22 protein-coding genes are annotated in these 26,202 nt (G+C 34.4%); 17 read left to right on the plus strand and 5 right to left on the minus strand.

The window, feature by feature from the left end; genetic code table 11:
* Positions 1 to 20: 20 nt before the first annotated feature.
* The 5 genes from ABZP37_RS06435 to ABZP37_RS06455 form a co-directional block, all read right to left on the minus strand.
* Complete coding sequence (locus ABZP37_RS06435) at positions 21 to 2,786, minus strand: POTRA domain-containing protein (RefSeq protein WP_366186604.1); 2,766 nt, start codon at positions 2,784 to 2,786, stop codon at positions 21 to 23.
* Positions 2,719 to 3,459, minus strand: coding sequence for an isoprenyl transferase (locus ABZP37_RS06440; RefSeq protein ID WP_366186606.1), 741 nt, complete (start codon positions 3,457 to 3,459; stop codon positions 2,719 to 2,721). The genes ABZP37_RS06435 and ABZP37_RS06440 overlap by 68 nt, the downstream gene beginning before the upstream one ends.
* A 2-nt stretch (positions 3,460 to 3,461) precedes the next feature.
* Complete coding sequence (locus ABZP37_RS06445) at positions 3,462 to 4,145, minus strand: DUF6089 family protein (protein WP_366186607.1); 684 nt, start codon at positions 4,143 to 4,145, stop codon at positions 3,462 to 3,464.
* Between the two features lie 177 nt (positions 4,146 to 4,322).
* Positions 4,323 to 5,207: an NAD kinase gene (locus tag ABZP37_RS06450; protein ID WP_366186609.1), complete on the minus strand. Its 885-nt coding sequence runs from the start codon at positions 5,205 to 5,207 to the stop codon at positions 4,323 to 4,325.
* A gap of 58 nt (positions 5,208 to 5,265) precedes the next feature.
* Positions 5,266 to 5,922: a CBS domain-containing protein gene (locus tag ABZP37_RS06455; RefSeq protein WP_366186611.1), complete on the minus strand. Its 657-nt coding sequence runs from the start codon at positions 5,920 to 5,922 to the stop codon at positions 5,266 to 5,268.
* A 118-nt stretch (positions 5,923 to 6,040) separates the two neighbouring features.
* On the opposite strand from ABZP37_RS06455, the gene ABZP37_RS06460 reads away from it, so the two are divergent.
* From ABZP37_RS06460 to ABZP37_RS06540, 17 genes are all read left to right on the plus strand, one after another.
* Entirely contained in the window at positions 6,041 to 6,754 is a 714-nt protein-coding gene (locus tag ABZP37_RS06460) for a pyridoxine 5'-phosphate synthase (RefSeq protein ID WP_366186613.1), read from the plus strand.
* A 163-nt stretch (positions 6,755 to 6,917) separates the two neighbouring features.
* On the plus strand, positions 6,918 to 7,679 hold the full coding sequence (locus ABZP37_RS06465) for an alpha/beta fold hydrolase (RefSeq protein ID WP_366186615.1): 762 nt from the start codon (positions 6,918 to 6,920) through the stop codon (positions 7,677 to 7,679).
* A 117-nt stretch (positions 7,680 to 7,796) separates the two neighbouring features.
* Positions 7,797 to 8,138 (plus strand): phage holin family protein, encoded by a 342-nt coding sequence (locus ABZP37_RS06470; protein ID WP_366186617.1) that lies wholly within the window; start codon positions 7,797 to 7,799, stop codon positions 8,136 to 8,138.
* A gap of 71 nt (positions 8,139 to 8,209) precedes the next feature.
* Positions 8,210 to 8,584: a hypothetical protein gene (locus tag ABZP37_RS06475; RefSeq protein ID WP_366186618.1), complete on the plus strand. Its 375-nt coding sequence runs from the start codon at positions 8,210 to 8,212 to the stop codon at positions 8,582 to 8,584.
* Positions 8,585 to 8,776: 192 nt separating this feature from the next.
* Positions 8,777 to 9,118, plus strand: a complete 342-nt coding sequence (locus tag ABZP37_RS06480) for a cation transporter (RefSeq protein ID WP_366186620.1) — start codon at positions 8,777 to 8,779, stop codon at positions 9,116 to 9,118.
* 134 nt (positions 9,119 to 9,252) lie between these two features.
* Positions 9,253 to 13,077 carry an efflux RND transporter permease subunit gene (locus tag ABZP37_RS06485; protein ID WP_366186622.1) on the plus strand — a complete coding sequence of 1,275 codons (3,825 nt, stop codon included), beginning with the start codon at positions 9,253 to 9,255 and terminating at the stop codon, positions 13,075 to 13,077.
* Positions 13,070 to 14,290 carry a TolC family protein gene (locus ABZP37_RS06490; protein WP_366186624.1) on the plus strand — a complete coding sequence of 407 codons (1,221 nt, stop codon included), beginning with the start codon at positions 13,070 to 13,072 and terminating at the stop codon, positions 14,288 to 14,290. Before ABZP37_RS06485 ends, ABZP37_RS06490 begins: the two co-directional genes overlap by 8 nt.
* A 2-nt stretch (positions 14,291 to 14,292) precedes the next feature.
* A complete protein-coding gene (locus ABZP37_RS06495; protein WP_366186626.1) occupies positions 14,293 to 16,062 on the plus strand; it encodes an efflux RND transporter periplasmic adaptor subunit in 1,770 nt (589 codons plus the stop codon).
* 27 nt (positions 16,063 to 16,089) lie between these two features.
* On the plus strand, positions 16,090 to 16,704 hold the full coding sequence (locus ABZP37_RS06500) for a DUF3347 domain-containing protein (RefSeq protein WP_366186628.1): 615 nt from the start codon (positions 16,090 to 16,092) through the stop codon (positions 16,702 to 16,704).
* Positions 16,705 to 17,154, plus strand: a complete 450-nt coding sequence (locus tag ABZP37_RS06505; RefSeq protein ID WP_366186630.1) for a heme-binding domain-containing protein — start codon at positions 16,705 to 16,707, stop codon at positions 17,152 to 17,154.
* A gap of 11 nt (positions 17,155 to 17,165) precedes the next feature.
* Positions 17,166 to 17,702, plus strand: a complete 537-nt coding sequence (locus ABZP37_RS06510) for a DUF3347 domain-containing protein (RefSeq protein WP_366186632.1) — start codon at positions 17,166 to 17,168, stop codon at positions 17,700 to 17,702.
* Positions 17,703 to 17,981: 279 nt separating this feature from the next.
* Positions 17,982 to 18,542, plus strand: a complete 561-nt coding sequence (locus tag ABZP37_RS06515; RefSeq protein WP_366186634.1) for an AraC family transcriptional regulator — start codon at positions 17,982 to 17,984, stop codon at positions 18,540 to 18,542.
* Positions 18,543 to 18,627: 85 nt separating this feature from the next.
* Positions 18,628 to 18,903, plus strand: coding sequence for a heavy metal-associated domain-containing protein (locus ABZP37_RS06520; protein WP_366186636.1), 276 nt, complete (start codon positions 18,628 to 18,630; stop codon positions 18,901 to 18,903).
* A gap of 332 nt (positions 18,904 to 19,235) precedes the next feature.
* Entirely contained in the window at positions 19,236 to 19,640 is a 405-nt protein-coding gene (locus ABZP37_RS06525; protein ID WP_366186638.1) for a hypothetical protein, read from the plus strand.
* A gap of 235 nt (positions 19,641 to 19,875) precedes the next feature.
* Positions 19,876 to 20,319: a hypothetical protein gene (locus tag ABZP37_RS06530; RefSeq protein WP_366186639.1), complete on the plus strand. Its 444-nt coding sequence runs from the start codon at positions 19,876 to 19,878 to the stop codon at positions 20,317 to 20,319.
* Positions 20,320 to 20,923: 604 nt separating this feature from the next.
* Positions 20,924 to 23,461 (plus strand): heavy metal translocating P-type ATPase, encoded by a 2,538-nt coding sequence (locus ABZP37_RS06535; RefSeq protein ID WP_366187487.1) that lies wholly within the window; start codon positions 20,924 to 20,926, stop codon positions 23,459 to 23,461.
* A 2-nt stretch (positions 23,462 to 23,463) separates the two neighbouring features.
* Positions 23,464 to 26,103 (plus strand): multicopper oxidase domain-containing protein, encoded by a 2,640-nt coding sequence (locus ABZP37_RS06540; protein ID WP_366186641.1) that lies wholly within the window; start codon positions 23,464 to 23,466, stop codon positions 26,101 to 26,103.
* Positions 26,104 to 26,202 lie beyond the last annotated feature (99 nt).

Genomic DNA, 26,202 nt, shown 5'->3' on the forward strand with positions numbered 1-26,202 from the left:
AAATTAGAAACAATAATTTTTTAAAATTGTTGACCAATGATGAAGTGGGTTTGCCATCCACTTTTATCAGTTTGCCCAGTGGCTGCATCAAAACCATGTCCGAAATCAATTCCTAGTAATCCAAATGCAGGCATGAATACACGTAATCCAACCCCTGCTGAACGTTTTAAGTCAAATGGATTGTAAGTGTTGAAATTTGCAAATGCATTTCCAGCTTCCATAAATGCCAGGGCATAAATTGAGGCGGATGATTTTAATGTGATAGGATATCTTAATTCCATTGAGAACTTATTGTAAACAGTACCTCCAATTTGTTGACCAAAACTAGTACTGGTTTTGTCCTCAATTATTGGAGTTAATGAATTGTTTTGGTATCCTCTTAATTGTATCGTTTCTCTACCGTCCATAGAATAATTGGCTAATCCATCACCACCTACATAAAATCGTTCAAAAGGAATCACACCTCTATCTTGATTGTATGCTCCTAAAAATCCAAATTCAGTTAATGTTCTAAGTACTAATTTACCATAAATTTTGGTGTACCAATCAGCTTTGAATTTTATTTTGTAATATTCCAACCAATTAAATTTCTTTTGATCCACTTTTGAGACGTCTGCAACTGCATCTTTGTAGTCAGAAACTCTATTAGGTGTGGGATTTGTAGAAGTTGGCACAGCTTCTACGTAATCTCCGGGGCTTACAATTTCGCCATTAGTACCTGTGTAAGCTGTACCGCTATAAACGTATTTGTTTTCCTTTTCGTCGCCTAATGTCGCATAATTGATCCCATTCAACAAGGAGTATGGGAGGGAGAATTTACCTGACAAACTAAATTCTGAACCATAAGTTGGGAATATTGGGTTGACTCCTTTATTATTACGTGTAATTCCAATGGTATAAGATACATTTCTTGATGTTCCATCTCCAAATGTAAATAGACCAGTGTTGTAATTATTTAAATCATAATGTTGGTAACTCAAACTTTGTGAAAGAACAAAGAAATCATCTGGTACAGTTAATCTTTTAGCAAGTCCTACAGATAAAGTCAAGATGTTAAAACTTTTACTCTTGTCAACACCAGATGAAGAAAGGTAATTTGTTAAGAATTGCTTACTGTAAGATAAGGAAGTGCTGAATTGAACTGGTTTCTTTTGTCCGAACCAAGGCTCAGAAAAAGACAGACTATAAGTTTGGAAATAGGTACTTGCTTGTAGTCTAAGGGATACTTTTTGTCCGTCTCCCATAGGTAATGGTTTATATGCATCTTTATTGCCTAAATTTCTAGCTGAGAAATTGTTAAATGACAACCCTAATGTTCCAATGAAACCACCACCACCGTAACCTCCTTGGAGTTCAATTTGGCTAGATCCTTTTTCTACAAGATTATATTCAATGTCTACTGTACCCGCTCCTGCATCTACATTTTTAAATTTAGGATCTATTGCTTCAGGATCAAAGAATCCTAATTGACCAATCTCACGAATGGTTCTAACTAATAATTCTTTACTGTATTTTTCACCTGGCTTAGTACGTAATTCTCTATAAATGACACGGTCATTTGTTTTGTCATTTCCAACCACTGTAATTTTGTTGAAGTAGGCTAGAGGTCCTTCAGTGATTCTTATTTCAAAATCAATGCTGTCATTAGCAGTTTTTACTTCTACTGCATTAATACTGGAGAATAAATAACCATTATTCTGGTATAAATTGGTGATATCTTCTCCGTCAGGTTTTGTCTTGTCTGCAATTCTTTTTTCAAGAAGTACTCCATTATACGTTTCTCCTTTTTTTACGCCTATTAAACGACTTAAAAAGTGGTCTGGATATACTGTGTTACCCAAGAATTTGATGTTGCCAAAGTAGTATTTGTTTCCTTCTTCTACATTAATCTTGATAGATAATAAATTTTTCTCTTTGTTGTAAGCAACTGTATCAGAGATTATTCTTGCGTCTCTATATCCTTTTTCTTTGTAAGATGCAATTACCTTTTCTAAGTCTTCTTTGTATTTTGATTTGATGAATTTAGATGCTTTAAAGACACGGAATATGTTTTTTTGTTTTGTGTCTTTCATTGCTTTACGCAATGTTTTGTCAGACAACTTAGTATTGCCTATAAAGTCAATTTCGTGGATTTTTATTTTCTCTCCTTTATCGATAGCTACAACCATGTTAACCTGGTTGATAACTGAAGTGTCAATAACGGTGTTGATATTTACTTTTGTATTGAAATAACCGTCTTTTTTGTACTTGTTCTCGATGTAGTTTTTGGAAGTTGTAATTAGATTTTCATTAACGACTTTGCCTTGGGTAAGACCATTATCTTTGATTAATGCATCTACTTTGTTCTTTTTAATTCCTACAAATTTAACATCATTTAGCTTAGGTAATTCTTTTATGTCTAAGTCTAAATAGATGCTGTCGCCTTCTATTTTATTTACATAAAATGCAATTTCTTCAAAAAGGCCAAGTTTTCCAAGTTTTTTGATGGCACTACTGATTTCTTCACCAGGAACAGTTATAGTTTGTCCTTTTTCTAGTCCTGCAAATGTAACGACAGTCTGGTCGTTAAAGCTTATTTTGTTAGTAAGTGAAACTTTTGCAATGATATATTTTTCGCCATTATCAAAATCGGGTCTTTTTTGAGCTTTGATTTGCGAAAAACTCACCAAAATTAAAAAGATTAATACTGTTTTTATATTTTTGTTCAACACTAAAAAATTATTTAATTTGTTCACTTGTTTTTCCAAATCTGCGTTCTCTTTTTTGATAACTAATGATAGCCTCATATAAATCTTGTTCTTTAAAGTCAGGCCATAAAATATCAGTAAAGTATAATTCTGCATAGGCTATTTGCCACAACAAAAAATTACTTATCCTATGTTCTCCACTAGTGCGAATTAATAAATCGACATCTGGTAAATTATGCGTGTAAAGATGCTCATTTATAATTAAATCGTCAATAGAGTCAATTGAAATTATATTATTTTTAACTTTATCACTGATATTTTTAACCGCATTGACAATCTCTTCTCTGGCGCCATAACTTAGTGCCAAAGTAAGCGTCATGGTAGTGAAATCTTTTGTTCTTTCTTTTACCGCATTCAGTTCGTTTCGAACAGAAGTTGGAAGTTGGTCAAAGTTTCCTATGGTGTTTAATCGTATTTTTTTGTCTTCAAGAGTTGATAGTTCTTTCCTTAGTTGTTTAACCAAGATCTTCATTAAGGTGTCAACTTCTATTTTTGGTCGATTCCAGTTTTCAGTTGAAAATGCATATAAAGTTAGGTTTTTAATCCCCAACCTATTGCATGTGCGAATGATGTCTTTTACAGATTCGCTACCTCTTTCGTGTCCCAAAGCTCTTAAAAGGCCTTGTTTTTTGGCCCAACGTCCATTACCATCCATGATGATGGCAATATGTTCAGGTAACCGCTTCGTATCTATATTGTCTAGTAAATTCATTTTTAATCTGCGCAATAGCAAGGTTTTTCGCCAAAGGTATAAGTTAATGTTACACCCGAAAAAACGTACCAATCATTATTATTTATATTGCCAAAATTAAGGTGACTTAGGTTTTGGTTTTTAGTTTTGCTTCCGTCTAAATCATCTGCAAACGTATATCTTGCACCTACTTCTAATCCTAATATAAAGCTTCGATTCAATTTTGATTTAATTCCTATTGTCATCGGAATAGCAATAGTACCACGTCTTGAATTTGTTTTCTCTTCTCCATTGATAAAAAACAAACTGCTATACCTCGTATAACTTACTCCGCTATACACATAAGGTGTTGTTTTATTCCCTATTTGATGAAGATTGAAGTCGAAAAAATTAAATTCAAGGCCTAAAGATACTTCTTTTATATTATTTTCAAAACGATATCCCCTTAGGTTTCTACTGGCTTCCTTTGAATCAAGGTCGTTTGATGTTATGTTTGATTGCATATAGGCAATTCTATAACTGTGTCTTGGACTTTTGTTCCATTTGTAAAGTAAGCCTAGGGCTAGTTTATTTGGCGCTATATGGGTTGTTGGCCCAATGTCACCAATGTAATTACTACCTCCAAGAAAAACACCCACTTCATGAATCTGCGAATACATGGCAGTACTTAGTATTAAGTATATGAATATGCTTATTTTTTTCGTCATTTTAATTGAAAATAGCCTGCAAATATAATAATTATCGATACTAATCAAGATTGAATATGATAAATGTCGTTTTTATTTGGCTTTTAGGCGTTTTTAAATGTTTTCTATCCCGTTATTGATAGAGTAAAAACGAAAAATTGCTTGGATTCGTATAGTTCATTTTGAAAATAGAGGTACTTAATTTCTTTTGTCTTCTCCCCAAAGTAATTTTGAACGCAATGTTTTTAGAAAAGTTTCCTCAGGTATTTCAATCATATTGATTTGAAATGGAGTCTTTTTTATAGTTAAGATTGATTCATTTCCTACTGATGTAATTCGGGAGTCTAAGGAAACCAAATAGTTTTCCTCTCTACCAGATACTTTTAATCTGATTTCAGTATCGTCTGGAATAACCAGTGGTCTTGCATTAAGGTTATGTGGGGAGATAGGTGTGATAACTAAGCTGGTGGTGTCAGGAGTTAAAATAGGGCCTCCGCAACTTAAGGAGTACCCAGTAGACCCAGTAGGTGTAGAGATGATTAATCCATCTGCCCAATATGAATTTAAATATTCACCATTCAAATAAGTCTCAATAGTAATCATCGAAGTAGTGTCTTTGCGGCTAACAGATACTTCGTTCATGGCAAAATTAATATCTTCCAAACTTTCGTTTTTAGGAGAGCAAGTCAAACTCAATAAGGTTCTTTTAGATAGACTGTGTTTTTTGTCGATTACAATTTGTAAAAATTCACTAATATTCTCTTTTTGTACAGTTGCCAAAAAACCCAACCTTCCAGCATTAACTCCTAGAATAGGTACACCTGAATCTCGTACGTAAGTAGCTGCTCTTAAAATGGTTCCGTCGCCACCAATGCTTACTAACATGTGAAAACTGGAGTCGATTTCAGTATGTGTAGAGAAGGTTTTGTGTCCTGATGAAATCATTTTTTCAGCTAATAGAATCTTGTAATAATTCGCTTCAATCACTAATTCAATTTCGTTTTTAGAGAAATATTCTAAAATTTCCAAAATGATGGGCTCCGTGCTATCTTGATAATATTGACCGTAAAGGGCTATTTTCATTAGTTCTTTTTATCGTTTAAATGTTTTTTTTATTTCTCGCTTGCCTATGAAACGATAATTAAATGTTTAGGTATTTATCTAAATAATCAGAACGCTCTTTTAGATTATTGATGTAATTGTCTTCATGGTGTTCTGATGTAATTTCGTAATTGTATCTTCTGAATGACTGCACAATTTCATTAATTGCGCCAAGGCTAATTTTTAGCGTTATTTCCACGGTACTTATATCCGATTCTGAAATGAATAAACCTAATAGTTTTCCATTGTTGCTTTCCACAATTTGAGTGATTTGACTCATAGAATAATCTAAAATACCTTTTTTAATTTTAATAATCCTTCCAGGTTCTTTTAAAAAAGGTGTCTGGTGGAAAAAAGTCATGATTTCCTCTATTTCATAATAGCCTACATATTTGTTTTCTTCATCAAGAACTGGAATTAAATTGCTATGGTTTTTAGCAAATATTTCTAAGACTTCGAGCCAAATAGAGGTTGTTCTAGTAAAGAAAGTTTCGAGAGTGTATTTATAATCAATTACTTTTTTATCACCATCAAAGGTCTCAATGTCGTCAGAGGCGATGCTTCCTATGTATATACCTTCTTCTACAACAGGGAAATGTGAGAAATGTAATTCCGCAAAAAAGCCCTTAACGGTCTCGATAGTTTCCTGACAGTCAATGGCTTTGTGGTCGTTAGTTATGTAGTCTGTAATTTCCATCGTAAATAAATCCTCAAATTTTATGCAAAATAATCAAAAAAAGGCAAAATCACCTACCTTTTACTTTGTATTTTTGTCCTCATTATTCTTTAATAATACCGAAACAAAAAGTATTCCAATGACAAAGTTAAGTGTAAATATTAATAAAATAGCAACTTTACGTAATGCACGTGGTGGGAATGTGCCTGATTTATTAAAAGTAGCGACCGATATTCAAAAATTTGGTGGGCAAGGAATCACCATTCACCCGCGTCCTGACGAGCGTCACATTCGTTATCAAGATGCACGTGATTTAAAAACTATCGTTTATACCGAGTTCAATATCGAGGGAAATCCGCAACATAATTTCATCGATTTAGTCTTAGAATGTAGGCCTGAACAAGTGACTTTAGTGCCTGACGCTATTGGAGCGATCACTTCATCTGCAGGTTGGGATACAATAAATAACCAAGCCTATTTGACTGAGATGATTCAAGAGTTTCAACGCAACAATATTCGTACGTCAATTTTTGTTGACCCGCAACTCGATATTATTGAAGCTGCCAGAAAAACAGGAACAGACCGAATCGAATTATACACCGAGGCTTTTGCGCACCAATACAGTCTAGGTAATCAAAACGGAATCGAACCCTATATCAAAGCGGCCGAATTGGCAAACGAATTAGGACTAGGAATCAATGCCGGTCACGATTTAAGTTTAGACAATATTCAGTTTTTCAAACAAAACATTCCAGGACTATTAGAAGTTTCTATCGGTCACGCATTAATCGCCGAGTCCTTATATTTAGGTCTCGAAAATGTAGTGAACATGTATTTGCAAAAATTAAAGTAATAGTTGTTTCGCAAAGATGCGCAAAGCTTTCACAGAGAGTCGCTAAGAAAAATAGTAATTGTTTTCGCAAATAAAAAATAAAAAAGTAGCCTGTTAATCTCTTTGAGTAGCTCTGTGTTTACTTTACGAGACTTTGCGGAATAATTTTCTAAAATCTAATAAAATGCTATATTCAAAAATAGAAGGAGAAGGAAAACCCCTTTTAATCCTCCACGGATTTCTAGGAATGTCAGACAACTGGAAAACAATCGGAACACAATTCGGTGCCGCAGGTTTTCAAGTTCACATGCTCGATATGCGCAACCATGGACGCAGTTTACAATCCGAAGATTTTAGCTATGAAATCATGGCCAAAGATATTTATGAGTATTGCCAAGCCAACAGTTTAGAACAAGTTGATGTTATTGGTCACTCAATGGGCGGGAAAACAGCCATGCTTTTTGCTTGTACTTATCCCGAAAAAGTCAACAAACTAATTGTTGCCGATATTGGGCCAAAATTCTATCCCCAACACCACCAAACCATTTTGGCAGGACTTAATGCTGTTGATTTTTCCAAAAAACCAAGCCGTGCAGAAGTCGAAGAAATAATTGGCAACTTCATCACCGATTTTGGAACCCGTCAATTCTTGATGAAAAGCTTGTTTTGGGCAGAGCCAGGACAATTGGCTTTCCGTTTTAATCTTGCGGTATTTAATGAAAAGATCAGCGAAATTGGCTTAGCCCTTCCTGATGAAGCCGTTTTCAATAAACCAACACTTTTCATTCGTGGTGGTAACTCTAACTATATTTTGGATTCTGACATTGAAAATATCAACATTCATTTTCCGCAAATGCAGTTAGAAACTATTCCAAACGCAGGACATTGGCTTCATGCCGAAAATCCTAAATTGTTTTATGAATTCGCAAGCTCGTTTTTAAGCTAATTTTGCTCACGACCGCTTTTAACAATTTTAGATTTAAAAAAATCAGTTGTAAAAGTGAATAAATTACTGTTTTTAGCAATAAGAAAAAGAATTATCTTTGTTAATAAAAATATCAATATGAAATTAATATTCAGAATGCTTATTACCGCTGTTTTGGTAGTAATCTTATCACACGTTTTGAAAGGCGTACACATAGCTGGATTTACAACAGCATTAATTGTTGCCTTTGTTTTAAGTTTGTTAAATACGTTTATCAAACCTCTTATTTTGATTTTCACACTTCCTATTACCATATTGACTTTAGGATTATTTTTATTGGTAATCAACGCCGTAATGATTTTATTTTGTTCTGCCATTGTAGGCGGATTTGTAGTAGATGGGTTCCTTGTAGCGCTCTTGTTTAGTGTGATTTTGTCTATTTCTCAATCTATTATGTTTGCGGTTTTAGGCAAAAACTAAGCTTGTTTTAACATAATATTTCGTGTAAAACAAAAAAGTTTTAGTAATTTTGTTTTCAATATTGTTTCTCAATGAAAAAAATACACATATATATTATAGTTTTATTAGGTGTCTTCTTGATGCCTAGTAGTGCTATAGCTTGTGGTAATTCTAATTCATCAAAGGAAACTTGTTCCAAAGAAATGACCGCAAAAGCAACTGAGAAAAAAAGTTGTTGTGGTACCGATTCTTGTTCTAAAAAAGAAAAGAAAAAAAGCTGTGATGGAAAATGTGGACATTCTATGTGTAGCACTAGCTCAGTAAATTCAAGTTTGTTTGTAGTTTTTGCATTCGAAAATCATTTAAGTAATTTTATTTTTGCTACCAAAAAGCAAGCGTTTTACACATCAGTTACTTTTTTATCTGATGGATATTCTTCTTTATGGCTTATTCCTAAAATAAGCTAGATTTATTCCTTGACAGCCATTAGTGTGTCAATTTTATAGCTTTGCTATTCCCTTAACAGTTTTTCGAATAAAAATTTCATGTTCCTTCTTAACTAGGTCTCGGATTTATTTGTTGCTGTTAATCAATCAAAATATATTTAAGAATAAATCAAATCCAAAAAAAGTTTTCTTTGGATGCCAAAATCGTGTAAAATGAAAAAATCATTATTAAAAATAATGGTAGCAATAGTTGTATTGTTATCAACATCAGTGGGAGCACAAACTAAAAATACTAAAACAGAAAATGTCGTTATAAGCGGAAACTGTGGAATGTGTAAAAAAACTATTGAAAAAGCAGGTAATGTCAAAGATATTGCGGTAGTAGAATGGAATAAAGACACAAAAATAGCAACAGTAACCTATGATGAAACTAAAACCAATAAAGAAGAAATACTAAAACGTATTGCTAAATCAGGATATGATACTGCACTATTTAAAGCTAAAAAAGAAGGGTATGACAACCTGCCAAGTTGTTGTCAATATGATAGAGAATAATGAGGCTTTAAGAAATTTTAATTAATCAGTTCCACCGAAGTAACAATTCTTTGGAGGGATATTTGAAAAATGGAAACTAATAGTCTTTATTAGTTAAATGACCAGTTTTCATCGGTTATAAATGTTGTATTGAGATGTTAAATAAAATAATAAAATATTTCTTAGAGAATAGATTAATAACAGTACTAATTCTTATGGTACTGATATTGTGGGGAATTGCTACGGCTCCTTTTAGTTGGAAATTACCCTTTTTTCCTTCTGATCCGGTTGCAGTAGATGCAATTCCTGATATTGGCGAAAACCAACAAATTGTTTTTACCCAATGGCAAGGTAGGTCACCTCAAGATATCGAGGATCAAATTTCCTACCCATTGACGACCTATTTATTGGGGATTCCTGGTGTAAAATCCATTAGAAGCAATTCAATATTTGGGTTTTCAAGTATTTATATCATTTTTGATGATGATATAGAATTTTATTGGTCACGTTCTAGAATTCTAGAAAAACTTAATTCTTTACCCAATAGTCTACTACCCGAAAATGTAAAACCGTCATTGGGTCCAGATGCAACGGCATTAGGCCAAGTGTATTGGTATACAGTAGAAGGTAGAGATAAAAATGGTAATCCAACTGGTGGATGGGATTTACAAGAAATTAGAACGGCCCAAGATTTCTATATAAAGTATGGCTTAAATGCTGTGAGAGGTGTCTCTGAAGTAGCTTCTATTGGAGGATTCGTAAAAGAATATCAAATTGACGTTAACCCTGATGCTTTGAAGGCGTATAATATAAGCTTGATGCAGGTTATGACTGCGGTGCAAAAATCGAACAAGGATGTTGGCGCTAAAACAATTGAGATCAATCAAGCCGAATATTTGGTTAGAGGTCTTGGTTATGTCAAAAAAGTAGAAGACATAGAGTTAGCAGTTGTTGCTGTAAAAGATAATGTGCCAATACGCATCAAAGATATTGGTGTAGTTGCATTAGGTCCAGAAACTAGAAGAGGGATTTTAGATAAAGGAGGAGCAGAAGCTGTTGGGGGAGTGGTTATTGCTCGTTATGGTTCTAATCCACTAGAAGTAATCAATGGTGTAAAGTCTAAGATTAATGAATTAGCTTCGGGTTTACCCAAAAAAACATTGTCCAATGGGGTTGTGAGCCAATTAACGATTGTTCCTTTTTATGATCGAACAGAATTAATTCAAGAAACAATAGGAACATTAGAAACCGCTTTGTCTCATGAAGTACTCATCAGTATCATTGTTGTTTTACTGTTGGTTTTAAATTTAAGAGCTTCTTTGATTATCTCAAGTTTACTGCCTGTAGGTGTGCTTATGACTTTTATTGTCATGCGTTATTCTGGCGTAGATGCAAATGTAGTTGCGCTCTCTGGTATCGCTATTGCCATTGGTGTAATGGTTGATGTAGGTGTTATTTTTGTAGAAAATATTATCCGACATCTTGAGATGCCAGAAAATCAGGGTGCTAAAGGTGCAAAATTAATGCAAGTGATTTATGAAGCAACTACCGAAGTTGTTTCGGCTATTACAACTGCTTTGGCGACTACAATCGTTAGTTTTATACCTGTTTTTGCCATGGAATCTGCCGAAGGGAAATTATTTAGACCTCTAGCTTTTACCAAAACGTTTGCTTTGTTGGGAGCTTTTGTTTTAGGTTTAATTGTACTTCCTTCTTTGGCACATTATATTTTTGGAATTGATTACGACAAAAAAAGAGTAAAACGTTTTTGGGGTTATGTATTTATTTCGGGTGGAATTCTACTAAGTATTTATTTCGAAATTTGGCTTCCTTTAGCCTTAACAATTATGGGACTATATGATTTATTCAATCATAAAATCCCTCAGAAATATCAGTCCTATACGAAGCACTTTAACTTGGTAGTAGTCTTATTTATAGTTTCTTTTTTCTTAACCCAAGAATGGATGCCGTTAGGCCCGCAAATAAGTGTTGTTGGTAATTATCTATTTGTAATTGCTTTGTTAGGTATTATATTATCTGCTTTATTAGGTATTGTGAAATATTATGAACAACTGCTTCGTTGGTGTTTGGAAAACAAAGGGAAGTTTATGTTACTGCCACTTGTTACTTTGTTTTTTGGTATTCTAGTATGGATTGGTTTTGATAGTACATTTGGTTTTGTTGCAAAAGGTTTTGATAAAATAGGATGGGATATTAGAAGTTCCAAAGTTTGGTCAGCACCTTCACATACTTTCCCAGGAATTGGTTCAGAATTTATGCCAACACTTAATGAGGGTAGTTATTTATTGATGCCAACTTCAATGCCGCATGCAGGTATAGAACAAAATAGGAAAGTAGTTGGCCAACTTGATATGATTCTAAATCATATTCCAGAGGTAGATATGGCCGTTGGTAAATTAGGTCGCGTAGAAAGTGCTTTGGATCCAGCACCAATTTCTATGTATGAGAATATTATCAATTACAAACCAGAATATATTTTGGATGCTAAGGGGCATCGAATGCGATTTAAAACAGATAAAAATAATCGGTTTGTGACTAAATCTGGAGATAGTTTGACTCATGAACAAGCTTTGAAACAAGCCATTTCTATTGAAAACTTAATCCCAGATGAAGACGGTACTTTCTATAGAAATTGGCGCGATATAATTAAATCTCCAGATGATATTTGGAACGAAATTGTAAAAGCAGCTAAAATACCTGGTGTAACATCAGCTCCAAAATTGCAGCCTATAGAAACCCGTTTGGTAATGCTTCAAACAGGAATGAGAGCGCCTATGGGAATAAAGGTGTTTGGTCCAGATTTAAAAACGATACAAGATTTCGGTTTAGAACTTGAATCTATTATTAAAGATGTACCTTCTGTAAAAAAAGAAGCCGTATTTGCTGATAGAATTGTTGGTAAGCCTTATTTACATTTAAACATAGATCGTGAGAAAATATCCCGTTATGGTTTAAGTGTAGAAGATATTCAGCAAACAATTGAAACAGCTATTGGAGGGATGAAAATAGCATCAACAGTAGAAGGAAGGGAGCGTTACCCAATACGGGTACGTTATCCTAGAGAATTAAGAGATAGTCCTGAAGCTTTAGGTAAAATTTTGGTTGCAACACCTACTGGAGCACAAATTCCGCTTGGTCAATTAGTAGCATTTGAATATAAAAAAGGTCCACAAGCAATTAAAAGTGAAGATACCTTTTTGGTTGGATTCGTACTATTCGACAAAAATGATGGTTTTGCAGAAGTGGATGTCGTTAATGATGCTCAAAAAACAATTCAGGCTAAAATCGATTCGGGGGAGTTAAAAGTTCCACAAGGAATTAGTTATAAATTCTCGGGGAGTTACGAAAACCAAATTAGAGCAATGAAAAGGCTATCCATTGTAATTCCGATTTGTTTAGTGGTTATCTTTTTGTTGTTGTTTTTTCAATTCAAAACCATCATAGCGTCGTCAATCCATTTTTCGGGTGTGTTTGTTGCGTTCGCAGGAGGCTTTATCATGCTTTGGTTATACGGACAAGATTGGTTTCTGAATTTTTCAATTGCAGAAGTTAATATGCGTGATTTATTTCAGGTACACCCCATAAATTTAAGTGTGGCAGTTTGGGTCGGCTTTATCGCGTTATTTGGTATTGCAACCGATGATGGTGTAATTATGGGATCTTATATCCATCAAGTGTTTGAAGAGAAAAATCCGCAAACGGTTACCGAAGTTCGGGATGCAGTTGTCGAAGCTGGAAAAATGAGGGTTAGACCTGCGGTTATGACAGCAGCGACAACGATTATTGCATTGCTTCCTGTGCTAACTTCTACGGGTAAAGGTTCAGATATTATGATTCCAATGGCTATACCAACATTTGGTGGGATGACAATACAAATCATGACCATGTTTGTTGTGCCTGTATTACAAGCCTATTGGAGAGAAACGGTAATCAAAAATAAAGAAAAGAGAGATGCGTAAAATACTAATTATAACGGTTTTGTTGTTGGCTTTCAATGCTAGTGGACAATCAATAAACGATTACTATACTATTGCGGCCGAAAATAATCCGGAGCTAAAAGCGAAGTATAAAGAGTTTGAAGCCGCATTGCAGCGGATTCCACAAGTGAGTTCATTAGCAGATCCAAGTCTATCAATGGGGTATTTTATTTCCCCTGTAGAAACCAGGCTTGGGCCGCAAAATTTGCGTTTTTCGCTTTCGCAAATGTTTCCTTGGTTTGGAACTTTAAAAGCACAGAAAAATGCAGCAACCTTAATGGCAGAAAGCAAATATCAAGCTTTTTTGAATACCAAAAACCAGTTGTTTTATCAAGTTGCTACAGTATATTATCCCTTGTATGAGTTGCGAAACCTTATGGAGATTGAGCAAGAGAATATCAAAATTTTAACATCTTATAAAAAAATTGCCAATGCAAAATTCCAAAATGGCAATGGGAATTTAGTAGATATACTGCGTGTAGATATTATGTTAAAAGACGCCGAAACTAATTTAGGTATTTTAAACAAAAAAGAGCCGGCACTCAAATCATGGCTCAACAGTATTTTGAATCGAAAATATGATGAGGCAATTGTCGTTTCTAGGGAGATTACCGTAAGTGATTTGCCTGTTAATTATCGTAAGGATGCTATAAGTACTAATCCAATGTTACAAGAATTGGAATTAAAAAAGCAAGCCTCTGAAGCAGGAATTGAGGTGGCAAAAAAACAAGGTTCGCCTAAACTAGGTCTGGGACTAGATTATGTTTTTGTAGGTACAGGAATGAATAACTCTCCAGATTCGGGTAAAGATGTTATTATGCCCATGGTAACGGTTAGTTTACCCATTTTTAGAAAAAAATATAATGCTGCCATTAGTGAAGCTAAATTAATGCAAGAGAGCTATTCGTTCCAAAAAGAAGCAGTCGAGGATAAATTAAATGGGACTTACTACAAGTTTGTGTTTGAACTTGAAAAAGAACGTGATTTATTAAAATTATACGAAGAACAAGTAGTCACGCTTTCTAAAAGTTTGAACCTATTATTAACTTATTATAGTAATGCAAATAAAGATTTTGAAGAAGTTTTGCGCATGCAACAAGAACTTTTAAAATATCAAAAAATGCAATTGTCAAGTCGTACTTCTTACCATATCAAGCTAGCTGAGTTAGATTATTTAACAGCAAAACAATTTTAATCATGATTATAGATAAAAAAACGAAAATAGTAATACTAATCACTCTGATTTTTGGGGTTTTACTTGGTGCTTTGCTGTTTGGCGGAGATTCAAAAGAAGAAGAAAAAACAGAAGTCAGTTCAGAAGTAGAGGTTTGGACCTGTTCGATGCATCCTCAAATTAGACAGCCTGAGGCTGGTGACTGTCCTATTTGTGGAATGGATTTAATTCCGTTAGAGTCAGGTAATGATAGTGCTGATCCAGATGCGATCAGCATGTCAGAGTCAGCCATGATTATAGCGGGAATTTCAACTTATAAGGTTGGAAATACAGATGGAATTAAGGAAGTTTCTTTAAACGGTAAAATTGAAGTCAATGAAAAAGCTGTTTACAGCCAATCTTCACACATTCCAGGAAGAATCGAAAAAATTCAAGTTTCATTCGTAGGTGAATATGTCAAAAAAGGACAAGTAGTTGCTTATGTATATTCCCCTGAATTGGCCAGTGCCCAGCAAGAATTAATTGAAGCTTACAGCGTAAAAGACATTCAGCCACAATTATTTGAATCGGTAAAAATTAAATTGAAAAATTGGAAAGTAGCCGATGCGACCATCAAAAATATAATTTCAACGGGAAAAGTTCAAGATAAATTCCCAATCTACGCCGATGTTTCGGGTTATATAATTAAAAAAAATGTAGAGCTTGGAGATTATCTCCAAAAAGGACAAACCTTGTATGATGTTGCCGATTTATCCAGGGTATGGGTGCTTTTTGAAATTTATGAATCGGATTTGGGTTTGGTAAAAAAAGGGAATAAAGTCAACTATACAATCGCTTCTTTTCCTGGAGAAAATTTCTCTGGCACTATAGCTTTCATAGATCCTTTTATTAATCCAATGACTAGAATAGCAAAAGCAAGGGTTGAGGTTGCGAATAGTGGATTAAAATTAAAACCAGAAATGTTTGTTTCGGGTACTGTAAAAACAAAAGTAGATGTGAGTAAGTCAACGTTAAGCGTGCCAAAATCGGCTGTAATGTGGACAGGTAAACGTTCTATTGTATATATAAAAAACGAATCTGAAAAAGGAATTAGTTTCAAATTAAGAGAAGTCACTTTAGGTCCGTTATTAGGAAATGATTACATAATTGAAGAAGGTTTGGAAGAGGGCGAAGAAATAGTCGCCAATGGAACATTCAATGTAGATGCCGCTGCCCAGTTAGCAGGGAAACCTAGTATGATGAATCTTGAGGCTAGTAAAGCAAGTACGGAACATAATCATGATAATGCGACTATGACAATGAATGAAAGTGTACAAAAAGTAGCAAAAAATACTAACAGTTCAATTACTACCGACGCAAAAAATGATTTACAACCCTTATATAGAAGTTATTTCGAATTAAAAGATGCTTTGACGAAAGATGATTTTAAAACGGCACAAAAGACTTTTCTTGAATTTGAAAATGCGTTAAATAAAATTAATATGAATGTTTTCAAAGGTGGTGCCCATACTGCATGGATGAATTATCAAACACAATTGAAAAAACATACTCTTCATGCTGCAGATTCAAAAAATATTAAAGAAATAAGAACTTCTTTCGAGCCAATTTCTAATGTGATGATCGCCATGACAAAGGCTTTTAAACCTTTAAACGAAAGTACATACGTTCAATTTTGCCCGATGGCAAATAGCGATAAAGGCGCTAATTGGTTAAGTAAAGATGATAAAATAGTAAATCCTTATTTTGGAGTATCAATGTCAAAATGTGGAGAAGTAAAAGAAACCCTAAAGTAATTTAAAAATAAATTAAAATAAAAAATCATGAAAAAAGTAATCGGAATTTTAGTAGTAGCTTTAATAAGCATCACCATTTCTTGTAAAAATAATAAAGAGCAAGAGCACGATACCATGGGTAACGAAGAGATGTCCACAGAAATGCATGAGGGACACGATCATTCTGATATGAAAGACATGGGTCAAAGAAAAATAACTCAAAATACCACTAAAAACACAGCTACTGCTGCAATACTAGATGCTTATTTTGAAATCAAAAATGGTCTAGTTGCTGATGATAAAGACAAGACAGCAAAAGGTGGTACCGCACTTTTAGCCGCTTTTTCTAAATTTGATATGACTCAGCTTTCTGATGATACTCATAAAGAATACATGGAAATTCAAGAAAGCGCAAAAGAACATGCAGAACATATTATAAAGAATCCTATTGATCACCAAAGAGAACATTTTGAGTCATTAAGCACGGATATTAATGATATTATAATATTGTTAGGAACTGATAAGGTAATTTATCAGGATTATTGTCCAATGGCAAGTAACAACAAAGGAGCAATGTGGTTGAGTGAGGTAAAAGACATCAAAAACCCCTATTTTGGTTCAAAAATGCTAAATTGTGGTAGCATCAAAAAGCAAATAAACTAAATGAAAATTTTCAAAATCATTTTATTGGTTTTATTGATTGTGTTTGTGGGGATTCAATTTATTCCCACAACGCGCAATAAAAATGATAAAGTACCCAAAACAGATTTTATGATAGTGAATAACGTTCCTCAAGGAATTAATACTGCTATACAAACTTCTTGTTATGATTGCCATAGCAACAATACGCATTACCCTTGGTATAGTAGTATTCAACCCGGAGCTTGGTTTATGGAAAGCCATATTAAAGATGGTAAAGCAGAATTAAATTTCAATGAATGGGGTGAATTATCAAATCGCAGGAAAAAGAGTAAGTTGAAATCAATAATAAGTCAAATCGAAGATAACGAAATGCCTTTGAGTTCCTATACCCTTATTCACAGAAATGCTATATTTTCTGAAACTCAAAAACAACGAATAATTCAATACTTAACAGCATTAAAAAATAACTAAACACAAAAAAAATGAAAAATTTAAAAATAAGTATAGCAGCAATGCTATTGTTAGTATTCAGTTTTACCAGTGCGCAGGAAAAACATAAAATGGATCACAGTAAAATGAAAATGGACAAAATGAAAGACAGCAAGGCAGAAGCCATACTTTCTGATTTTTTTATGTTAAAAGAAGCTTTAGTCGCAGATGATTCTAAAAAGGCCGCTCAAGCAGGTTTAAAATTAGAAGCTTCATTAAAGATGTTTGACAAGTCAACTTATACAAAAGGTCAGCAAAAAGAATTAGCAGACATCATTGATGATGCAACAGAGCATGCGGAGCATATTGCAAAAAGCCAAATAGATCACCAAAGAGAACACTTCAAAACATTAAGTCAAGATATTACTGACATGATGGCAATTACTGGAACAAAAGATGCTCTTTATGAGTTTTTCTGTCCAATGTATGATGGAGGTAGTACTTGGTTGAGTAATAGCAAGGAAGTTCGTAATCCATACTACGGTAGTCAAATGTTGAAGTGTGGGAAGGTGAAACGCGAAATCAAATAGATTAGGAAGGTACAAATCACAGCAATCTTTATAATGAGTGTTTTATTTGCTTACAGTTTGTTCTCCCGCCAGAACGTATCTACAATGTCACTGCTCCAAGTGGATGTTTGTAGTATTAAATAATATTGTTCTAAGGAGTTGTGAACTATTGAAATCTGTAATTATGTTTGTCTTAATGTCCATATTTAGTACAATTTAGGGATGGTTTTTTCCATTTCTTATTGAAAATGAATAAAAAGTTAATTAATCTATTTCTAGTCAAATTACACATCATAAAAAATGAAAATCTACATCAAGAACATGGTTTGCAATCGCTGTCTAATGGCAGTTCAGTCCTTATTAGAAAAGATGAAATTGCCTGTTATTTCGATCAATTTAGGAGAAGTGGTTTTAGGAAAAGAGTTATCTATTGAAGAGAAGGAAACCGTAGAAAAGAATCTCACTACCCTTGGATTTGAATTACTAAATGATAAAAACAGCCAGTCGATTGAGAAAATTAAGAATCTCATTATTGATTTAGTGCATTATAATGGCGATAAATTAAAAATCAATTTGTCCGATTATTTGGTGTCTGAGTTGCATCAAGATTATAGTGCTCTGAGTAAACTCTTTTCTGAAATTGAAGGGAAGACAATCGAGCATTATTTGATAAGTCAAAAAATAGAAAAAGTGAAAGAGCTATTGGTTTATAATGAATTAACCTTGAGTGAAATTGCAATACAATTGAATTATAGTAGTGTCGCTCATTTGAGCAATCAGTTCAAGAAAAATACAGGACTTACACCCACACAATTCAAAGTATTGAAGGATAAAAAGAGAAAAGAGATTGACGATATGTAATCTTACAACCTTTATCCTTAATTGTGTAACTTCTTAAAGTAGATGTGTTTGTATATTTGAGATACTAATTTAAAAATACAAAAAAATGACACACTCTTATAACATTACCGGAATGAGTTGCGATGGTTGTCGTAGCAAGGTTGAAAAAACATTAGATGCTATAGTTGGAATTGATGCCAGAGTTTCTTTAGACCCGCCGGTAGCTACTATAACAATGGTAAACCATATTCCTACTGAACAATTACAGGAAGCTTTAACCGCAGCTGGAAATTATGCCATAACTATGGCTAACCCTTCTAATAAAATACCCCAAACAGAAGGGAAACCAGTAAAAAAATCATGTTGCGGAAACGGAAACTAAGACCAAACAACTAAGCTTGGACAAGGAAGAAATCTCTCCAATTTTTGGGAGGGGTTTAATTCCGTTTTAACGCACATAGCGTGAAAAATAATGGAATTATGACTTGTTTAAAAGTTTGGTCAAGCTTAAATTCAAATAGCTTATTAATTGTGCAATTTTTTGAATTTAAATAACTAATCAGTTTAAGGATCAAAAATACTACTGTAACCTATTGTTCCCCTTACTGCATGTTCATGATGAAGGATATTGCAAACAAGCATTTACCGCTACGAAACCCTAATCGTTCGCATTCGAAATAATGAAATAATCATAAAAATTAAAACACCATGAAAATGCTACAAAAATTTTTATTTGCATTTGGATTAATTGGACTATTACATTCCTGTCAATCAACGAATCAGATACTGTCAAAATCAGATAAAAGAGCCGAAATTATGACCACTATTGCCAATGACGAAACGATGTCAAAAGAGATGATGGGAATATTGATGAAGAGCAAAAGCGGAAAAATGATGATGATGAAAGAACATCATGCCAAAATGATGGAAAAGATGAAAGAAGATCCTGAAATGATGAAAAACATGATGTCAGAAATGATGGAAAAAGCTAACAATGATGATGCAATGATGTCTGGAATGTGTAAATCTTTGATGGAAAACGAGAAAATGATGAATATGATGGAGAAAATGAAAGAGAAAAAAATAGAAAAAAAAGAAGATCATAAAGAACATCATTAATATTTAACTCTAATACGAAAAAATTATGAATGATCATGGAATGAACGGTGAAATGCATATGAATGATTACTCTTTCATGGGAGCACATATGTACTGGTGGGTCGCAATATTGGTTATTATACTACTGTTGGTATTGATTCTGCAACAGTATAGAAAAAGAAGATAAGTGAAGATTTTCTTAAATCTACAAATTAATCTTAAAATGAATAATAATTTTTAATCAAATTCAAACAATATGAAAACAAATGTAATTATTTTATCACTAATGGTGTTTGTGACTTTAAGTAGTTGTAATTCAAAAACAGACCCCAAAGCAATTTTAGAAAACCCTAATTCAAGAAAGGAACTTTTTAGCACTATTGCAAACGACCACGATTTAATGACGGAATTCATGGTAAACATGCAAGGGAATAAAATGATGATTGGTAATATGATGGGGGGGAACGGAATGCAAATGATGATGAAAGACAGCACAATGTCCGTAAGTTTAATGCAGGGAATGATGGGTAACCACGTTATGATGCAATCAATGATGACTGAAATGATGAAAGATCCTAAGATGTTGCAGTCGATGATGCAGATGATGCAGCAGGGTGGAATGATGAGTAAAGAGTGTATGCAGTCTGGTATGAAAATGATGGGTAGCAAAGGAATGGGAATGATGAACGAAAATAAATAAATTAATAACTACTAGCAGCAGGTGTTTTATATTTATCTGGTTTTGTATTAGGACCTGCCCTAGGAGTTGTTTTTATGAGCTTAAGTTCTATTATTGTAGCGATTAATGCACAACTTTTAAAAAGAAGTATAAGTAAGAAATAAGATGTTATTTTTTAAAGTAAACAATGTAAATTGTAAGTGAAATGTGGATCGTGGATTGAGAAAATCAAGAACATCATTATTGATGTAGTTCATTATAATGAATTAACGTTAAATGAAATTGCGATACTACTCAATTTTAATAATGTTACGGATTTAATACCAAACGAATTCATAATTGAGTCTACGAGTTACTGGTATAATACCGATAGACTATGCCGATTTATCGGAATAGGATGAAAATAGTATAATGGAATTTGGGCTATATTTCATATACAATTGGTATATGCAACCAGTTAAAAACACACATAGGACCTACACCTACAAATTTTAAAATTTTAAAAAATCAGAAGCGCAATCAAATTGATGGTTTGTAATAATGATGCAAATCGTATCCATAATTGTGTAATGCCCTAGAAAGAAATAAGTCGGAAATTTGTTTCAGTACTTTAAATAAAAAGATGATGATACATAGCTATAAAATAACAGGAATGTCTTGCAATGGTTGCAGAACCAAAGTAGAGAAAACGCTCAATGAAATAAACGGAATTGAAGCAACAGTTACTCTTGATCCTCCACAAGCGATTATCACGATGGAAAAGCATATTACGACAGAAAAAATGCAGGAAGCTTTATCAGCTGTGGGTAAATATTCCATTGAAATGGAAAAAGAGCCACATAAGGGAGTAAACGTTGAGGAACCAGTAAAAGCAAAATCATGTTGTAGTTCAGGAGCAGCACACGATCATAAAATGTCAGACTCACATACTGTTGCAGCCGGCAAATATTATTGCCCTATGTTTTGTGAAGGCGATAAAGTCTATGACAAAGCGGGCGATTGTCCAGTTTGTGGAATGGACTTAGTGCAACAACCTGTCTTAAATACAAAGCAACAGTATACTTGTCCCATGCATCCCGAAATCATTCAAGATGCTCCTGGTTCTTGCTCAATTTGCGGAATGGATTTGGTACCTATGGAACCGTCAGACTCAGAGGAAAATAAAACCTACTTGGAATTGGTTCGAAAAATGAAAATTGCAGTGGCTTTTACATTGCCAATTTTTATCATCGCCATGGTCGATATGATCCCGAATAATCCTTTGTTAAAACTTTTTAATCATACTACTTGGAACTGGATACAGTTTGGACTTTCCATTCCTGTGGTTTTTTATGCCACTTGGATGTTTTTTAAACGTGCTTGGAAATCGGTATTAACATGGAATCTCAATATGTTTACCCTTATCGGTATTGGTGCTGGGGTAGCTTTCCTGTTTAGTATATTTGGATTGTTTTTTCCAGATGTTTTTCCGGCTGAGTTTAAAACTGAAATGGGTACAGTCCATTTGTATTTTGAAGCAACAACCGTTATCCTAACATTAGTATTATTAGGGCAGTTGTTAGAAGCCAAAGCACATAGCAAAACCAGTGGCGCCATCAAAGAATTATTGAAATTAGCACCTACAGAAGCCACTTTGGTAATTGATGGAAAAGACAAAGTAATTTCGATTCACGATATAAAAAAAGGCGATTTACTCCGAGTAAAACCAGGCGATAAAATTCCGGTAGATGGTAAAATTACACAAGGGGAAAGCACCATTGATGAATCTATGATTTCGGGTGAACCCATTCCTGTTGACAAAAAAGTAGCAGATGCAGTTGTGGCTGGAACCATCAACGGAACGCAATCTTTTGTGATGGTGGCAGAAAAAATTGGTTCAGAAACTTTGCTTTCGCAAATTGTACAAATGGTGAGTGATGCCAGTCGTTCCCGTGCACCAATTCAAAAATTAGCAGATAGAATCGCTAAGTATTTTGTACCTATAGTAGTTGCGGTTGCTGTAATTACATTTTTTGTTTGGGCAAAATTTGGCCCAGAACCCAATGCCTTAATCTACGGATTTATCAATGCTGTGGCAGTATTGATTATTGCTTGTCCATGTGCCTTGGGATTGGCAACACCTATGTCAGTGATGGTAGGAGTGGGGAAAGGAGCACAATCAGGAGTTTTGATAAAAAATGCCGAAGCCTTAGAAAATATGGATAAGGTTGATGTATTAATTACCGATAAAACAGGAACGCTTACTGAAGGAAAACCTTCGGTAGAAAAGGTTTTATCGACTCAAAATAACGAGGATGATTTGTTGCAAATGATAGCTTCAGTTAATCAATATAGTGAACATCCTTTGGCACAAGCCGTAGTCAATTTTGCGGAAGCGAAAAAAGTAGTTTTATTAGAATCGAATGATTTTGAATCCATCACAGGAAAAGGAGTTGTTGGAACAGTAAACGGCAAAAAAGTAGCACTGGGGAATAAAAAATTAATGGAGCAATTTGCTTCAATAATCTCAGACGATTTAGAGTCGAAAATCATAGCCGAACAAAAACTAGGAAAAACGGTCTCTTATATTTCAGTTGATGGTGTTGGCGTTGGTTTTGTGTCCATTTCAGATGCTATAAAAGCAACTAGTAAAGAGGCGATTGTAGAATTGATGCGTCAAGGAGTTGAAGTAATAATGCTTACAGGCGATAATGAAAATACAGCCAAAGCAGTTGCAGACGAATTGCATTTGACTTCTTTCGTAGCAAGTTGTTTGCCAGAAGACAAACTGAAAGTGATTAAAAAACTGCAAGCCGAAGGCAAAATTGTAGCCATGGCTGGTGATGGTATAAATGACGCACCCGCTTTAGCGCAAGCCGATATCGGAATAGCGATGGGGACCGGCACTGATGTAGCGATTGAAAGTGCCAAAATTACTTTGGTAAAAGGCGATTTGCAAGGAATTGTAAAGTCGAAAAAGTTGAGTCATGCGGTGATGAAAAATATCAATCAAAATTTGTTTTTTGCCTTCTTTTATAATGTACTCGGTATCCCAATTGCAGCAGGAGTGTTGTATCCGTTTTTTGGGATTTTACTTTCGCCTATGATTGCTGCTTTGGCCATGAGTTTTAGTTCTGTTTCGGTTATAGCAAATGCATTGAGATTAAAAAATTTAAAGTTATAAAAATGAAAAAATTAATTGTATTAGTATTCATTCTAAGTATTTATTCCCTTGCAGAAGGACAGGGCGTGAAACAGATGAATAGTTCAGAAAAAGTACAGCCAACATCATACACTTGTGTAATGCATCCCGAAATTCATTCTCTCACACCGGGAGAATGTCCAAAATGTGGAATGACATTAGTAAAGGAAAAGACCAAAGTTGTCAAGAAATCTGGAGTTAAGAAGAGTGAACCAATGCCCATGAAAAAAACCGACATAAAGGAGGGCAACATGAAAATGATAAAGGAAGAGGATCATAAAGGGCATGAAGTGAACAGCGTGGACTTGCCAAAAACAAAGACAGAAACCATAAAAAAAGTAGTGAGTAATACACCGCCAAGGACTGTTCGCTACGACTTGTACGTTCGAGATACCATAGTTGATTTTACGGGTAAACCCAAAAATGCTATTGCTGTAAATGGACAAATTCCAATGCCAACTTTGACTTTTACCGAAGGTGATATTGCCGAAATCCATGTGTATAATGAATTGAAAGAAGGTACGTCTTTGCACTGGCACGGTTTGTATTTGCCCAACAAAGAAGATGGTGTTCCTTTTTTGACTCAAATGCCCATAAAACCAGGAACGGAACACGTGTATCGTTTTCCAATCATTCAATCAGGAACACATTGGTACCACAGTCATAGTGGTTTGCAAGAGCAAATAGGGATGTATGGTTCTTTGATTTTAAAGAAAAAAGCAGACGACCCGACCTTTCGTAAAGGCATAGATGATATTCCACAAGTTCCAATTATTTTAAGCGAATGGACCGATTATAAACCTGAAAATGTGCATCGAATGTTGCATAATGCATCGGATTGGTTTGCAATCAAAAAAGGTACTACTCAAAGTTATGCCGAAGCTATAAAAGCAGGGCATTTTAAAACAAAAGTGAACAACGAGTGGAAACGAATGCTAGCAATGGATGTTAGCGATGTGTATTATGACAAATTTTTGATTAATGGAAAACCGCAAAGTCAATTATCAGAGTTTAAAGGAGGTGATAAAGTACGATTGCGAATTTCAAATGGGGGAGCCTCCTCTTATTTTTGGTTGAATTATGCAGGTGGAAAAATTACAGTAGTGGCTAATGACGGTAATGATGTGGAGCCAGTTGAGGTTGATCGTTTGATTATTGGCGTTTCTGAAACCTATGACGTGGTGGTTACGATTCCAGAGAACAATACAGCTTACGAGTTTATGGCTACACCTGAAGATAGAACCAAATCAACTTCGGTTTTTATAGGTCAAGGTGTAAAAAAAGCAGCTGTTCCAATGCCAAAACTAAATTATTTTGCAGGAATGAAAATGATGAATGGCATGATGAACATGGATGGTTCTATGGATGATATGGGAATGAGTATGAGCATGCAAAAAATGGATATGAATACCGTTATGTATCCGGAAATAACAGGTAGTGCCATGAAAATGGATCATTCTAAAATGAATCACGGTGCCATGAAGAAAGAGGGGGCTAAAAAGGATGAAATGAACTCCATGAATAGGGACCATTCAAAAATGAATCATGGAGATGATCAAGATCAGAAAATGGATCATTCAAAAATGGACACGAATCCTAAAAAAGCCAAAATAGTAACGTTGAATTATGGCATGCTAAAATCTCCAACAGTAACCACTTTGCCAAAAGAGGCGCCAGTTCGCGAACTTCGTTTTGAATTGACAGGAAACATGAACCGTTATGTTTGGAGTATGGATAACAAAGTGCTTTCAGAAAGTGATAAGATTTTAATAAAGAAAGGCGAAATTGTTCGTATTACATTATATAATAATTCCATGATGCGCCATCCAATGCATCTTCACGGTCATGATTTTAGAGTATTGAACGGAAAAGGGGACTATGCTCCATTAAAGAACGTTCTAGATATTATGCCAATGGAAACTGATGTAATAGAGTTTGAAGCAAATGCTGATGGCGATTGGTTTTTTCATTGTCATATTTTATACCACATGATGGCGGGAATGAATAGAGTATTCAGCTATGAAAATTCAGAACCAAATCCGCTTTTGCCAAATAAAGAAAAAGCATATAAAAAGTTACAGGCCGAAAGTAATGAACCTCATTTTATGGCAGAAAATGATTTTTCTAGCAATGGAAATGATGGACAAGCAATGCTGCAAAATGCGCGTTGGAGTTTTGGAACCGAATGGCGTTTGGGGTATCATGATGAACACGGTTACGAGTCAGAAACACATATAGGTAGGTACATCGGAAAAAATCAGTGGTTTATGCCTTTTATTGGTTTAGACGCTCGTTACAGGAAATTAGGGCATAACGAAGTGGAAAATAATATTTTTAATCAAACAAGCACTAAAGACAAACGGATACAAGCTAGTTTGGGTTTCAATTATACGTTGCCAATGTTGGTAATTTTTCAAGCTGAGGTTTTTCATGACGGAAATATAAGAATGCAATTGATGCGTGAGGATATTCCATTAACCAAAAGATTACGAATGGCATTTATGGTCAATACTGATAAAGAATATATGGGCGGACTCAAATATATTATTGGCAAAAACTTTGGCGTCACGACACATTATGATAGCGATATGGGAGTTGGATTTGGAGTTAATTTGAATTATTAGACCACTATTTGTTATATAAGTAGAACTAGTCTAATTCATGGTTAAGTTGCCTTTTTTAAGTACTACATGATGACTTAAATGGATTGTAGCATGTAAAAT

The sequence above is a fragment of the Flavobacterium ovatum genome (genome assembly GCF_040703125.1).
In the GTDB taxonomy this organism is placed as follows: domain Bacteria; phylum Bacteroidota; class Bacteroidia; order Flavobacteriales; family Flavobacteriaceae; genus Flavobacterium; species Flavobacterium ovatum.